The 14,208-nt window shown below is 67.4% G+C and carries 10 protein-coding genes; 9 read left to right on the top strand and 1 reads right to left on the bottom strand.

Annotation, left to right across the window (positions count from 1 at the left end):
• The first annotated feature begins 47 nt into the window (after window positions 1–47).
• Genes D0T21_RS05200 through D0T21_RS05160 form a run of 9 tightly spaced genes read left to right on the top strand, consistent with a single transcriptional unit; the run spans window position 48 to window position 13,661 of the window.
• The gene (locus D0T21_RS05200) at window positions 48–1,517 is read left to right on the top strand and encodes a benzaldehyde dehydrogenase (RefSeq protein WP_116988961.1); all 1,470 of its coding nucleotides are present in this window, start codon (window positions 48–50) and stop codon (window positions 1,515–1,517) included.
• 24 nt (window positions 1,518–1,541) lie between these two features.
• Window positions 1,542–2,309, top strand: a complete 768-nt coding sequence (locus D0T21_RS05195; RefSeq protein ID WP_116988959.1) for a coniferyl-alcohol dehydrogenase — start codon at window positions 1,542–1,544, stop codon at window positions 2,307–2,309.
• Window positions 2,310–2,369: 60 nt separating this feature from the next.
• Window positions 2,370–4,073 carry a DUF1302 domain-containing protein gene (locus D0T21_RS05190; RefSeq protein ID WP_116988957.1) on the top strand — a complete coding sequence of 568 codons (1,704 nt, stop codon included), beginning with the start codon at window positions 2,370–2,372 and terminating at the stop codon, window positions 4,071–4,073.
• Between the two features lie 13 nt (window positions 4,074–4,086).
• A complete protein-coding gene (locus tag D0T21_RS05185; protein ID WP_116988955.1) occupies window positions 4,087–5,445 on the top strand; it encodes a DUF1329 domain-containing protein in 1,359 nt (452 codons plus the stop codon).
• Window positions 5,446–5,460: 15 nt separating this feature from the next.
• The gene (locus D0T21_RS05180) at window positions 5,461–6,537 is read left to right on the top strand and encodes a YCF48-related protein (protein WP_116988953.1); all 1,077 of its coding nucleotides are present in this window, start codon (window positions 5,461–5,463) and stop codon (window positions 6,535–6,537) included.
• A 37-nt stretch (window positions 6,538–6,574) separates the two neighbouring features.
• A complete protein-coding gene (locus D0T21_RS05175; protein ID WP_116988951.1) occupies window positions 6,575–9,004 on the top strand; it encodes an RND family transporter in 2,430 nt (809 codons plus the stop codon).
• A gap of 4 nt (window positions 9,005–9,008) precedes the next feature.
• On the top strand, window positions 9,009–10,589 hold the full coding sequence (locus D0T21_RS05170; protein ID WP_116988949.1) for a methyl-accepting chemotaxis protein: 1,581 nt from the start codon (window positions 9,009–9,011) through the stop codon (window positions 10,587–10,589).
• Window positions 10,582–12,381, top strand: a complete 1,800-nt coding sequence (locus D0T21_RS05165; RefSeq protein ID WP_116988946.1) for a carboxylesterase/lipase family protein — start codon at window positions 10,582–10,584, stop codon at window positions 12,379–12,381. Before D0T21_RS05170 ends, D0T21_RS05165 begins: the two co-directional genes overlap by 8 nt.
• Window positions 12,378–13,661 (top strand): thiolase family protein, encoded by a 1,284-nt coding sequence (locus tag D0T21_RS05160; protein ID WP_116988944.1) that lies wholly within the window; start codon window positions 12,378–12,380, stop codon window positions 13,659–13,661. Before D0T21_RS05165 ends, D0T21_RS05160 begins: the two co-directional genes overlap by 4 nt.
• Here D0T21_RS05160 and D0T21_RS05155 read toward each other — a convergent pair.
• The gene (locus tag D0T21_RS05155) at window positions 13,638–14,093 is read right to left on the bottom strand and encodes a MarR family winged helix-turn-helix transcriptional regulator (protein ID WP_116988942.1); all 456 of its coding nucleotides are present in this window, start codon (window positions 14,091–14,093) and stop codon (window positions 13,638–13,640) included. The two genes, D0T21_RS05160 and D0T21_RS05155, sit on opposite strands and share 24 nt — an antisense overlap.
• Window positions 14,094–14,208: the final 115 nt, after the last annotated feature.

Here is a 14,208-nt window from a genome sequence, read left to right as displayed (position 1 = left end):
GCTAACAGGCTGACTTCCCCACCCACCCCTCATACACAGGAGACAGCATGACCAACACGAATGCGCTTTTGCACCCATCGATCTGGCAGGGCTACATCTTCAACGGCGACTGGATCGCAGCCCACGGCGGCGTCCACATCTTCACCGAGCCCGCGACGGGCGAACAGCTGGGCCGCGTCGGCCTTGCCGATGCCGACGACGTGGCGCGCTCCGCCACCCAGGCCCGCGCCGCGCAGGCCGCGTGGGCCGCCAGCGACTACAAGGAGCGTGCCGCCATCTTCCGCCGCGCCGCCGTCATCATCGTCGAGCACCATGACGAACTGGCGACATGGATCGTGCGCGAGACCGGCGCGATCCGCCCCAAGGCCGACCTGGAACTGCGCGAAGCCAGTGCCCACCTGCGCGAAGCGGCCGCGATGCTCACCCAGCCCAAGGGCCAGCTGCTGGCCTCCACCAGCGGCGAGATGAGTATCGCGCGACGCGTGCCCCACGGCGTGGTCGGCGTGATCTCGCCGTTCAACTTCCCGCTGATCCTGTCGATCCGCTCGATCGCGCCGGCGCTGGCCACCGGTAACGCCGTGGTCCACAAGCCTGACCTGCAAACGCCGATCAGCGGCGGCGTGCTGATCGCCCGCATCCTGGAAGTAGCCGGCCTGCCCAAAGGCGTACTGCATGTGCTGCCCGGCGGCGCCGAAGCGGGACAGGCGATGTGCAGCCACCCCGACATCGCCATGATCGCCTTCACCGGCTCCACCGCGGTGGGCCGCAGCATCGGCGAACTGGCCGGCCGCAACCTGAAGAAAATGTCGCTGGAACTGGGCGGCAAAAACTCGCTGATCATCCTCGACGACGCCGATCCCGACATCGCCGCTGCCGCCGTGGCCTGGGGCGCCTACCTGCACCAGGGGCAGATCTGCATGGCCTCCGGCCGCATCCTGCTCCAGCGCGGCATCGCCGACGCCGTCATCGAGCGCCTGGTCGCAAAGACCGGCCAACTGCCGGTCGGCGATCCTATGAGCGGCAAGGTGGCGCTTGGACCGCTGATCAACGCGCGCCAGGTACAGCGCGTGCACGCCATCGTGCAGGACAGCGTGGCCGCCGGCGCCACCCTGCTGGCCGGCGGCACCTACGAAAACCAGTACTACCAGCCCACCGTGCTGACCGGGGTGCGCCCCGGCATGCGCTGCTTCGAGGAAGAGCTGTTCGGCCCTGTGGCCTCGGTCACCGTGTTCGACACCGACCAGGAAGCCATCGCACTGGCCTCCGCCACCAGCGGCTGCCTGGCCGTGGGCGTGATCACGCCGACGCTAGCGCGCGCCATGTTCATCGTCGACCGCGTGCCGGCCGGCCACGCCCACATCAACGACCAGACCGTGCTGGCCGAAGCGCACGCGCCGTTCGGCGGCGGCGGTACCTCGGGCAACGGCGGCCGCCACGGCGGCAGTTCCGACTGGGACGAGTTCACCCAATGGCAGTGGCTGACGGTGAAGACCAAAGCGCCGCGCTATCCCTTCTAACGACACCACCAACAAGGAGACCACATGAAGTTACGTAACAAGACCATCGTCGTCACCGGCGCCGCATCCGGCATCGGCGCCGAAGTGGCGCGCCTGGCGCGCTTCGAAGGCGCCACCGTGATCGGCATGGACCGCACCGAGCCTGGCCTGACGCTGGACGGTTTTGTCGCCGTCGACCTGGGCCAGACCGCCAGCATCGACGCCGCAGTCGCCCAGCTGCCGCAACGCGTGCACGCGTTGTGCAACATCGCCGGCGTGCCCGGCACCGCCGATCCGGCGCTGCTGGCACGGGTCAACTACCTCGGCCTGCGCCACCTGACCGAAGCCGTGCTGCCACGCATGCCGGCCGGCGGCTCCATCGTCAACGTCACCTCCATCCTGGGCGCGGAATGGGCGGAGCGGCTGGACCTGCACAAGCAGTTGGCCGCCGTTCGCGGCTACACCGAAGGCCAGGCCTGGCTGGACGCGCATCCCGTACCGGCCGACACCTGCTACCAGTACTTCAAGGAAGCGCTGATCGTCTGGACCTACGTCCAATCGCAGAAATGGTTCATGCAGCACTCGGTGCGCATGAACAGCGTGGCGCCCGGCCCCGTTTTCACACCCATCCTGGGCGACTTCATCTCCATGCTGGGCGAGGAGCGCGTGCAGCGCGACGCCCACCGCATGAAGCGCCCGGCCTATGCCGATGAAGTCGCCGCCGCCATCAGCTTCCTGTGCAGCGACGAATCGCGCTGGATCAGCGGCATCAACCTGCCCGTGGATGGAGGACTGGCTTCGACCTTTATCTGATGCACGCCATCCGCCCGGCCGCGCGTCAGCGGCCACACAACTATAACGAGGAGACAAACCATGCAAGCGAACAAACGCCTGAGTCCAACCCTGCTGGCATTAGCCGTGGCAGCCGCCCTGCCGGCCGCCCACGCCTTCGAATTCGAGACCGACAATCCCGACCTCAAGATCAGCTGGAACAACACCTTCAAATACAGCAGTGCCTACCGCCTCAAGGACGCCGACGCACGTCTGCTGGCGAGCGGTTATCCATCGTCCGGCGCCGGCGACTTCACCGGCTATAACCTCGACGACGGCAACCAGAACTTCCGCCGCAAGGGCATCGTCTCCAGCCGTATCGACTGGCTGTCCGAGTTCGACGCCGGCACCCGCAACCTGGGCATGCGCGTCAGCGCAGCCGCCTGGTACGACGCCTCGTACAACCGCAGCAACGACAACGGCTCCTACGCCAGCAACGCCGCCACGCTGACCGGCAAGGCCGGCAACGAATTCACCGACGGCACCCGCCTGCTACACGGCCGCAACGCCGAACTGCTGGACGCCTTCGTCTTCGCCAAAGGCGCGTTGGGCGAGCTGCCGGGCACCGTGCGCGTCGGCCGCCACACGCTGCAATATGGCGAAAGCCTGTTCTTCGGCGCCAACGGCATCGCCAACGCGCAAGGGCCGGTCGACCTGGTCAAGCTGCTCAGCGTTCCGGGCGCGCAGTTCAAGGAGATCCTGCGGCCGGTCAACCAGGTCTCGGGCCAGCTGCAGGTGCTGCCCAACGTGTCGATCGGCGGCTACTACCAGTTCGAATGGCGCCCCACCCAGATACCGGGCGTCGGCAGCTACCTTAGCTCCTACGACGCCGCCGGCGCCGGCAGCAGCGCATTCCTGGTCGCGCCGACCAACAGCGGCGCGCCGGCCTTCTACACCGTGCCGGACTTGAAGGCGAAGAACTCCGGCCAGGGCGGCCTGCAGGTCAAGTTCTCGCCGGCGGGTTCGGACGTCGAATACGGCTTCTACGCGGCGCGCTATCACGACAAGACACCCTACTTCTACCTGGGCTTCAAGCCTGGATTCCCGCCCGGCGCGCCATCCACCGTGCAGGCCGTGTACGCGGAGGGCATCCGCACCTTCGGCGCCAGCGCCAGCACCGTGCTGCTGGGCGCGAACGTGGCGGCCGAAGTCTCGGTGCGCCGCAACTCGCCGCTGGTCAGCGACCCGACGCCCAACTTCCTGTCGCGCGCCGGCACCGGCGTCTTTGCCGACAACAGCGGCAATCCCGCCTACGCGGTCGGCAATACGGCGCACGTCAACCTGTCGGCGATCTACGTGATGCCGACCAATCCATTCTTCCAGGGCGCGTCGCTGCTGGGCGAACTGGCGTGGAACCGCGCCACCAGCGTCACCTGGCAAGGCTCACTCGATCCCAACACCACGCGGGACGCCACCTCGGCGCGCATGATCTTCGAGCCGGCCTACTACCAGGTGATCGATGGCCTCGACCTCTCGATCCCGATCGGCGTCGGCTACAACATCGACGGCCGTTCGCGCGCCGTGTTTAACTTCAACGGCGGCAGCTCGCATGGCGGCGACTTCAATATCGGCGTCAACGCCACCTACCACCAGGACTGGAAGTTCGGCATCAGCTACGTGCGCTTCCTCGGCGCGGCAGGCACCTTCCTGAAAAATAATCCGGCCACCAACACGCCCATCCTGAGCTACGCCCAGTCGCTGGCCGACCGCGATTACATCTCCTTCAACATCAAACGCGCATTCTAAGGACAAAACTATAATGAAGACGACCCTGAATTTCGCCGCCGCCGCGCTGGCCCTGGCTTTCGCCCTGCCGCATGCCGGCGCCGCCGTCACCGCCGACGAAGCAGCCAAGCTGCACTCCACTCTGACGCCGCTGGGCGCCGAAAAAGCCGGCAACAAGGACGGCACCATTCCGGCCTGGGACGGCGTCTACGCCAAGGTGCCGGCAGGTTTCAAGGCAGGCGACTTCCGCGCCGATCCCTTCGCCGCCGAGAAGCCGACGCTAGCCATCACCGGCAAGAACGTCGACCAATATGCGGCCAAGCTGTCCGCCGCCACCGTGGCGCTGCTGAAAAAATATCCGTCCTACCGCATCGACGTCTACCCGACCCACCGCACCGGCGGCGCGCCGGCCTGGGTGTATGAAAACACCCTCAAGAACGCCACTCGCGCCAAGTCCATCGACGGCGGCTTTGGCGTGGAAGGCGCGTTCGGCGGCATCCCGTTCCCGATTCCTAAAACCGGCTATGAAGCCATCATGAACCACCGCCTGGCCTGGACCGGCGAGACCACCGTGTTCCCCCTGCGGACCACCATCGTCACGCCGGACGGCAAGCGCGCCACCGCCACCGAGGCCGAGCAGACCATCATGCGGCCTTACTACCTCAAGGACGGCAGCCTGGAAAAATTCGACGGCATTTATCAGTTCGGCCGCCTGATCACGCGCGCGCCGGCGTCCAAGGCCGGCGAAGGCATCCTGGTCCACGACGGCATCAGCGAGGCGCAGCCGCGCGCCATCTGGCAGTACCTGGTGGGCCAGCGCCGCGTGCGGCGCGCACCGTCGGTATCCTACGATACGCCGGACTCGGTCACTTCCGGCATCGGCCTGTTCGACGAAGCGTTCATGCTGTTCGGCCCTATCGACCACCATGAGCTCAAGCTGGTCGGCAAGAAGGAGATGTACATCCCCTACAACAACAACCGCGCCGCAGCGGCCAAGATCAGCGACCTGGTTGGGCCGCAGTTCCTCAATCCAGACCTGGTGCGCTGGGAGCTGCACCGCGTATGGGAAGTGGAGGCGAGCCTGATCCCCGGCAAGCGCCACGTGGTCACCAAGCGCCGCTACTACCTGGACGAAGACACCTGGCAGATCATCCTGGTCGACGGCTACGACGCGCAAGGCCAGATCTGGCGCGGCAACTACACGCTGACGCTGCTGGCGCCGGACGTCCCCGCCGTGGTGGGCAACGTCATGTGGGGCACCTATAACGTGCAGACCGGCGCTTACCTGTTGAACGAGGCGTCCAACGACCTCGCGAGCCAATACAAGACCATCCCGCGCCTGCCGGCCAGCTATTTCGGCCCCGAGGAACTGGCCAACCAGGGCTCACGCTAAGTGAAGGGGCGCTCGATGAACAGATTGAATCTCCTGGTCGCGCTGGCGGCGTGCTGCGCTCTGGCGCCAGTGGCGCGGGCGGATGGCGCAGGCGCCTCCGGCCCGGCGGTGTTGACGCAGCCGGCGCTAGTCACGCCCAAGACCTTGAACGCGGCCATGCTGGCCATCGCCGCCGCCGGCCAGCGGCTGGTGGCAGCCGGCGAGCGTGGCTCCATCCTGTACTCGGATGATGCCGGTGTCACCTGGCGCCAGGCCAGCGTGCCGGTCGGGGTCAGCCTGACGGCCGTGCAGTTCATCGACGCCAGGCAAGGATGGGCGGTCGGCCATCAGGGCGTGGTGCTGCACAGCGCCGACGGCGGCGCCACCTGGAGCAAGCAGCTGGACGGCATCCAGGCCGCCGCGCTCGCGCTCAAGGCGGCGGCCAACGTCGCCGGCCCGGATCAGGCGCGCGCCCTCGCCGACGCCACGCATCTGGTGGAGGACGGGCCGGACAAGCCCTTCCTCGACCTGCACTTCGCCAGCGCCCGCAGCGGCTACGTGCTGGGCGCCTACAACCTGCTGTTCAAGACCGACGACGGCGGCGCCACCTGGCAACCGTGGCAGCAGCACGTGGCCAATCCCAAGGGCCTGCACCTGTACGGCATGCGCGGCGCCGGCGGTGCTCTTTATCTGGCCGGCGAACAGGGCTTGCTGCTGCGCTCCACCGACCAGGGGGCCAGCTTCATCGCCCTTCCCACGCCGTACAAGGGCAGCTTCTTCGGCCTGCTGGCGGCGCGCGGCGGCGCGCTGCTCGCCTACGGTTTGCGTGGCAACGCCTATTGGTCCGGCGACCAGGGCGCCAGCTGGAGCAAGGTCGAAACCGGCGTCCAGGCGTCGCTGGCCGGCGGCGCCGAACTGGCCGACGGCACCCTGGTGCTGGTCAGCCAGGGCGGCGACGTGCTGCTCAGCCGAGACCAGGGCCGCAGCTTCGCCGCGCAGACCGGCGCCGCCCTGCCGCCTGCCTTGCCGCTGGCCGCCGTGGCGCAAGCCGGCGACGGCGCGCTGGTGGTGGCCGGGCTGCGCGGCCTGCGCCGGGTAGCAGCGCCACGCTAACGCCCTTCCCACTTCATACGAATATGGCTCGAACATCATGCACACAGATCAAGATTTGGACCAACAGCCGGTAGTACGGCGGCTACAGGACTTCGACACCAGCTCCGGCAACCTGGGAGAGCGCGCGCTGTTCAACTACCGGCCGCTGGTCATCCTGCTTTGCCTGCTGGCGACCATCGTGCTTGGCTATCAGGCCACGCACATCAAGCTCAATGCCAGCTTCGAGAAGATGATCCCCAGCGCCCATCCCTACGTGGTCAACTACCTGGCCAACAAGGCCGACCTGAATGGACTGGGCAATTCGGTGCGCATCGCCGTCGAAGCGAACGACGGCACCATCTACGACCGCGCCTACCTCGACACCCTGCAGCGCCTGAACGATGAAGTGTTCCTGCTGCCGGGCGTGGACCGGCCCTTCATGAAATCGCTGTGGACACCCAGCACGCGCTGGGCCGCCGTCACCGAGGAAGGCCTGGACGGCGGCACCGTCATCCCGGACGGTTACGACGGCTCGGCCGACAGCCTGGCGCAATTTCGCGCCAACGTCGCCCGCTCCGGCGAAATCGGCCAACTGGTTGCGGCCGACTTCAAGTCCAGCATCGTCTACGTGCCGCTGCTGGAGCAGAATCCGCAGACCGGCCAGGCGCTCGACTACGGCGCGCTATCGGCGCGGCTGGAGCAGATCCGCGCCAAGTACCAGAAGGAAGGCGTGCGTATCCACATCACCGGTTTCGCCAAGATCGTCGGCGACCTGATCGAAGGCCTGCAAAAGGTGCTGATGTTCTTCCTGCTGGCGATCGCCATCGCCGGCGCGGTGCTGTTCTGGTACACGCGCTGCTGGCGCAGCACCACGCTGGTGGTCATGTGCTCGCTGGTGGCGGTGCTGTGGCAATGCGGCCTGCTGGCAGCGCTGCATTACGAACTCGATCCGTATTCCGTGCTGGTGCCTTTCCTGGTGTTCGCCATCGGCATGAGCCACGGCGCCCAAAAGATGAACGGCATCATGCAGGACGTGGGCCGCGGAACGCACCGCGTGGTGGCGGCGCGCTACACCTTCCGCCGTCTGTTCGCCGCCGGCCTCACCGCGCTGTTGTGCGACGCGGTCGGTTTCGCGGTGCTGGTCAGCATCCAGATCAAGGTGATCCAGGACCTGGCCATCATCGCCAGCATCGGCGTGGCGGTGCTGATCTTCACCAACCTGGTGCTACTGCCGGTGCTGCTGTCCTACACCGGCGTCAGCGCAAAGGCCGCCGCGCGCAGCCTGCAGGCCGACAGCGCCGACGGTGCGGCCCAGCCCTGGCTGTGGACCTTCCTCGACCGATTCACCCAGCGCCGCTGGGCCGCCGTCACGGTGGCTGCCAGCCTGCTGCTGGGCGGACTAGGCTACCTGTACAGCCTTAACCTGAAGGTGGGCGACCTCGATCCCGGCGCGCCGGAATTGCGCGCCGATTCGCGCTACAACCGCGACAACGGCTTCATGGTCGCCAACTACGCGGCCAGCTCCGACATCCTGGTGGTGATGATCAAGACCGCGCCCGACCAGTGCACCCAGTACGCCACCCTGGCCAGTGTGGACCAGCTGGCATGGCAGCTGGAGCAGCTGCCCGGCGTCGATTCGACCAACTCGATGGCGGCCTTGAGCAAGCTGGCGACCACCGGCTACAACGAGGGCAACTTCAAATGGTATGACCTGATCCCCAATGCCGGCGCGCTCGGCGCGGTGCAGACCCGCGCCCCGCGCGAACTGTTCAACCAGAGCTGCTCGCTGCTGTCGCTGTACGTCTACCTGAAGGACCACAAGGCCGCCACGCTGACCCGCGTGGTCGACGCGGTCGAAGCCTTCGCCGCCGCCCACAATACGCCGGAGGTGCAATTCCAGCTGGCCGCCGGCAGCGCCGGCATCGAAGCCGCCACCAACATCGTCGTCAAGCAGGCCATGCACGATATGCTGTTTTGGGTCTACGGCGCGGTGATCCTGCTGTGCTACGCCACCTTCCGCAACTGGCGCGCGGTGCTGGTGGCCATCCTGCCGCTGGTGCTCACCTCCATCCTGTGCGAAGTGCTGATGGTGGTGCTGGGCATGGGCGTCAAGGTCGCCACGCTGCCGGTGATTGCGCTTGGCGTCGGCATCGGCGTGGACTATGCGCTGTATGTGCTGAGCGTGATGCTGACCCGCATGCGCGCCGGCGCCAGCCTGTCCGACGCCTACCTGCATGCGCTGCGTTTCACCGGCCGCGTGGTGATCCTGACCGGAGTGACGCTGGCAGTGGCGGTCGCCACGTGGCTGTTCTCGCCGATCAAATTCCAGGCCGACATGGGCATCCTGCTGGCCTTCATGTTCTTGTGGAATATGGTGGGCGCGCTGGTGCTGGTGCCGGCGCTGGCCTACTTCCTGATGCCGCCCAAGCCCGCGCGCATGGACGCGGCGGCGCAGGAGCAGGAACGCGCCGTGGCCGGAATCCACTGACGCCATGGCTACTTCCGACATGAGCATCGGCACCCGCCTGCGCCTCGGTTTCGGCTTGATCCTGGCGCTGCTGGTCGCCGTCGTGGCGCTCGGCCTGGGACATATGAACCAGATGCAGCAGCGCACCGACCAGATCACGCTGGTCGGTAACGTCAAGACACGACTCGCCACCCAGATGCGCGACACCGTGTACGAACGCATGATCGCGCTGCGTAACATGGCGCTGATCGGCTCCCTGTCCTACCTCCAGCCGGAAGCGGAACGGATGCAGGACCAGGCCAAACGCTACGCCGCTGCCGAAAAGCGCCTGCGCGAATTGCTGGCCGATGCCGCGACGGCCGAGGAAACCGCGCTGCTGGCGCAGATCGCCCAGCAGAATGCGGCGGCCCAGCCGCCGATCATGCAGGCGATGGATCTGGCCATGCGCAGCGAGTCGGACCAGATCTACACCGTGCTGGTCGAACGTCTGCTGCCGGTCCAAAACCGTTGGATGGCGGCGCTGGAGCGGTTGGTCCTGCTGGAGACCCGCCAAAGCGAGTTGGCCGCCGCAGAGGGACGAACATCCGATGCCGGCGCGCGCGCCTGGATGCTGGCGCTGGGTATGACGGCCCTGCTGCTGGGCGGCCTGCTGTGCTGGCGCCTGACGCGCGGCATCCTCGAACAGCTGGGCGGCGAGCCGGCCTACGCGGTCAAGATCGCCGGCCATACCGCCGCCGGCGATCTGGCGGGGAGCGTCAGCCTGCGCGACGGCGACGCTTCCAGCCTGCTGTTCGCTATGCACACCATGCGCACCGGCCTGGCATCGATGGTCGGCCAGGTGCGGCGCGGCGCCGACCACATCGCCGGCGCGGCCAGCGAAGTCGCCGGTGGCCACCAGTACCTGACGAGGCGCAGCGACAGCCAGCGCCAATCGCTGCGCGCCACCGCCGGTTGTGTGGCGCAGTTGGCGGTGGCCGTGCGCGACAACGCCGGCCACGCGCGCCAGGCCACCGAGCTGGCCGCCAACGCCAGCGCGGTGGCCCGCGACGGCGGCAAGGTGGCTGAGGAAGTGATCCTGACGATGGACTCCATCACCGGCTCGGCCCACCGCATCGGCGAAATCATCGGTGTCATCGACGGCATCGCGTTCCAGACCAATATCCTGGCATTGAACGCGGCGGTCGAAGCGGCCCGCGCCGGCGAACAGGGGCGCGGTTTCGCGGTCGTCGCCGGCGAGGTGCGCAACCTGGCGCAACGCTCAGCCACCGCCGCGCGCGAAATCCGCACCCTGATCGGCCATTCGGTGAGCCAGGTCGAAGCAGGCAACCGCCTGGTGGCGCGCGCCGGCGCCACCATGAACGAGGTGGTCGACAGCGTGCAGCAGGTCAGCGTCATCATCGACCGCATCGCCGCCGCCAGCGTCCAGCAGCAGGCGGGCATCGAGCAGGCCGGCGCCGCGTTGCAGGCAATGGAGCTAGTGACGCAACAGAACGCGGAACTGGTCGAACAAGCCACCGGCGCCACTGCCGGTATGCGCCAACAGGCGGTGGAACTGGCGCGGCTGGTACATACCTTCAAACTACAAGAGGAATTCAATCATGCCTGACATCCTGCTCCATGCCGCCGATTCGCTGCGCCCCACCGCGCTGGGCCACGTGGTGGGCCGCGCCGATCGCCACAATACCCACGCCTGGCTGGGAATCCCATATGCTCAGCCTCCGGTCGGCCCGTTGCGCTGGAAGGCGCCGCGTCCACCACAACCCTGGTCGGGCGTGCGCGAAGCGCTGGCCTGCGGCCAACCCGCGCTGCAACTGGCCGGCGCAACTCTGGAACTGTCGCCCGACCAGTGGGGCCAGCTGGCCGGTTCTGAAGACTGCCTGACGCTGAACGTGTTCGCGCCGCAGCTGACGGCCGAAGAAGCGCGGCAAGCCGCGCTGCCGGTGATGTTCTGGATCCACGGTGGCGCCAACACAGCCGGCACCGCAGCCACCTACACCACGCTGCGCAACCTGGCCGGCCAGGACCGCATGATCGTGGTGTCAGCCAACTACCGCCTCGGCATCCTCGGCTGGTTCAGTCTCGACGAGCTGGCGCAGGACGGCGACAGCCCCGCCGACCGCTCCGGCAACTTCGGCACGCTGGACCTGGTCGCGGCGCTGCAATGGGTCCGTCAGCACATCGCGGCTTTCGGCGGCGATCCCGATAACGTCACGGTGTTCGGCGAATCGGCCGGCGGATTGAATGCCTACACCCTGCTGGCCAGCCCATTGGCCAAGGGCCTGTTCCATCGCGCCATCCTGCAATCGCCGCTAACTGTCAGCTACACGCCCGCACAGGCCCGCAACTACGCGGACGACATCCAGCCCGGCCACGCCCTCAGCTCACGCGAGCTGCTGTGCCAGTGGTTGCAGCGCGACGGCCGCGCCGCCGACCGCGCCGCCGCCAAGGCCTTGATCGCATCCATGCCAGCCGCCGACATCGCCGCCTACGTGCGCGCCCTGCCTGCCGCCGCCTTGCTGGCGCCGATCACGCCGGGAGCGCTCAGCTTCTACGACGCGCCGTGCGTGCTCCAGGACGGCCACGTGCTGCCCGCGATGCCGCTGGCAGAGGTGTTCGCCGACCGTAGCCGCTACAACGCGGTGCCGGTCATCATCGGCACCAACCGCGACGAGTACAAGCTGTTCATGTCCAACAATCCCGATTACGTGCACATGCTGTTCGGCCGCATCCCGCTGATGCGCAACCGCGCCCGCTACCAGCGCCACGCGGCCTATATGTCCGCCCTCTGGCAGGCAGTCGGCGCGCTGCAACCGGCCAGCGCGATGGTGGCCTCGGGCCACCGCGACGTATGGACCTACCGCTTCGACTGGGACGAGCAACCAGCCGTGCCCTTGATCGCGCCGCGCGTGCTGCTGGGCGCCGCGCACGTGCTGGATGTCGCCTTCGTCCTGCGCGACCTCGATGGCGAGTTCGATCCGTTCCGATCCTTTACCGCCGCCAACCTGCCCGGCCGCAAGGAAGTCTCCGACGCCATGGCTGGCTACTGGACCCACTTCGCCCGCCACGGCGAACCAGCCACCGGCCCGCAAGACACGCTGCCTGAATGGCGACGCTGGAGCGGCGACGCCGACGCCGCGCGCCTGATGGTGTTCGACACCAGCGCCGACGGCGGCACCCGCATGGTGGTCCACGAGAACAGCCTGGCCTCGCTCAAGGCCGCGTTAGCCGGCGACCCGGCGCTGCACAGCGATCCGCGCGAACGCTGCGAACTGTTCGGCCGCATGTTCCTGTGGTCGATCTTCGGCCGCTACGAAGCGCCCCACGCGCTGGAGGCCTTCGCCCTCGCCCACGGCTACGCCGGTCCGACCGGGCAGCTGCGCCCCAGCTACTGGCCATGAACAAAAAAACCAACCAAGGATTCTTCCAGAGCTACGACGACCTGTGGCTGATCGACGGCCTGCGCACGCCGTTGGCCGACTACTGCGGCGCCTTCAGCCAGGTCTCGCCCACGGATCTCGGCATCAAGGCCGCGCGTGCGGTCCTCAAGCGCAGCGGCGTGCCGGCCGCCGACATCGGTTCCGTCATCAGCGGCAGCATGGCGCCGGGCGACTGCTACCAGTACATGCTGCCGCGCCATATAGGCCTGTACGCCGGGGTGCCGTTGACGGTGCCGGCATTGAACGTGCAGCGTATCTGCGGCACCGGCTTCGAGTTGTTCCGTCAGGCCGGCGACCAGATCGCGCTAGGCTACGCCGAAGCCGCGCTGGTCGTGGGCACCGAATCGATGACGCGCAATCCGATCGCCGCCTTCAATCACCGCAGCGGCTTCAAGCTGGGTGCACCGGTCGGCTTCGAAGACTTTCTGTGGGAAGCGCTGACCGATCCCGCGCCCGCCATCACGATGCCGCAGACCGCCGAGAACCTGGCGCGCCGCTACGGCATCACGCGCGCTGAGGTGGACAAATTCGCCGCGATGTCGCATGCCCGCGCGCTCGACGCCAGAGCGGCCGGCTTCCACGCAGGCGAGATTGTCGCCATCGCCAACGAGGTCTTCACGCTGGATGGTTATGCCGACCGCCGCATCCGCCTGAACGGCCCGGTGACAGAGCTGACCCAGGACACCCATCCGCGCATCTCGCCGCCGTCGGTGCTAGCCACGCTTCGCCCGCTGTATCCGCACGGCGTGCAGACCGGCGGCAACAGCTGCGCGCTGGCCGATGGCGCGGCGGCTGCCATCGTCGCTTCCGGCGCCTATGCCATGCACGGCGGGCATCGGCCGCAGGCGCGCATCGTGGCGGCGGCGGTGGTCGGCGTGCCGCCCGAAGTCATGGGCATCGGCCCCGCGCCGGCGATCCACCTGCTGCTCGACCGCTGCGGATTGAGCACGCAGCAAATCGGCCTGTTTGAAATCAATGAAGCGCAAGGCGCGCAGATCATCGCGGTCGAGCGCGAACTGAAGCTGGACCGCGACCGCCTCAACATCCACGGCGGCGCGATCGCGCTGGGCCATCCGCTGGCCGCGACTGGCGTGCGCCTGACCATCACGCTGGCGCGCGCGCTCGACCTGCGGCGCCAGCGCTATGGCGTGGCGGCGGCCTGCGTCGGCGGCGGCCAGGGCATCGCCCTGCTGCTGGAAAACCCGCGCTGGCGGCAGTTACAAGACGATGGCGCTCAGTGACCGCAGCAGCACGCGCAATTGCGCATGCAGTTCGCCGCGCTGGTCGGCGTCCAGTTCGGCCAGCATGGCGCGCTCCAGTTCCGCCACCGCGGCATCGCCCTGGCGCAGCAAAGCGCTGCCTTCGTCGCTGAGGCGCAGATGAATGATGCGGCCATGATTGGCGTCGGCCTGGCGCACCACCCAGCCACGCGCCTCCATCGCCTTGACCATCTCGTTGGCCGATTGCGGCGAGATCATCGAACGCTCGGCCAGCTGCGCGTTCGACAGCTGCTGCTGGGTGTCGAGCACCGACAGCGCCGTGTACTGGGCAGCCGTCATGCCCAGCAAACCGAGGCTGTCGCGCAGGCGCCGGCTCAGCACATGGTCGATGCGGCCGATCAGGTAGGCGATGCCGGTGGGTTTGTCGTGCGCGGCGGAAGGAGGTTTTTTCATCGTGATCCAGAATTCAAAAGAAAGCGTTCGAAAAGCGCTTGCATTACTGCCCAAGCAGCATATATTATAAGTCACTTATCAGGCAACCTGATATCAACCTAACATAAAGTGAGAC

The sequence above is a fragment of the Duganella sp. BJB476 genome, assembly GCF_003416895.1.
In the GTDB taxonomy this organism is placed as follows: domain Bacteria; phylum Pseudomonadota; class Gammaproteobacteria; order Burkholderiales; family Burkholderiaceae_D; genus Rugamonas.
Note: the sequence above shows the minus strand (reverse complement) of the source record. Positions and strands in the feature narration are given on the sequence as shown.

Excerpts from the sequence above, each read along its gene's own strand:
- D0T21_RS05200 (WP_116988961.1), top strand. The coding sequence starts at position 48 with ATGACCAACACGAATGCGCTTTTGCACCCATCGATCTGGCAGGGCTAC.
- D0T21_RS05195 (WP_116988959.1), top strand. The coding sequence starts at position 1,542 with ATGAAGTTACGTAACAAGACCATCGTCGTCACCGGCGCCGCATCCGGC.
- D0T21_RS05190 (WP_116988957.1), top strand. The coding sequence starts at position 2,370 with ATGCAAGCGAACAAACGCCTGAGTCCAACCCTGCTGGCATTAGCCGTG.
- D0T21_RS05185 (WP_116988955.1), top strand. The coding sequence starts at position 4,087 with ATGAAGACGACCCTGAATTTCGCCGCCGCCGCGCTGGCCCTGGCTTTC.
- D0T21_RS05180 (WP_116988953.1), top strand. The coding sequence starts at position 5,461 with ATGAACAGATTGAATCTCCTGGTCGCGCTGGCGGCGTGCTGCGCTCTG.
- D0T21_RS05175 (WP_116988951.1), top strand. The coding sequence starts at position 6,575 with ATGCACACAGATCAAGATTTGGACCAACAGCCGGTAGTACGGCGGCTA.
- D0T21_RS05170 (WP_116988949.1), top strand. The coding sequence starts at position 9,009 with ATGGCTACTTCCGACATGAGCATCGGCACCCGCCTGCGCCTCGGTTTC.
- D0T21_RS05165 (WP_116988946.1), top strand. The coding sequence starts at position 10,582 with ATGCCTGACATCCTGCTCCATGCCGCCGATTCGCTGCGCCCCACCGCG.
- D0T21_RS05160 (WP_116988944.1), top strand. The coding sequence starts at position 12,378 with ATGAACAAAAAAACCAACCAAGGATTCTTCCAGAGCTACGACGACCTG.
- D0T21_RS05155 (WP_116988942.1), bottom strand. The coding sequence starts at position 14,093 with ATGAAAAAACCTCCTTCCGCCGCGCACGACAAACCCACCGGCATCGCC.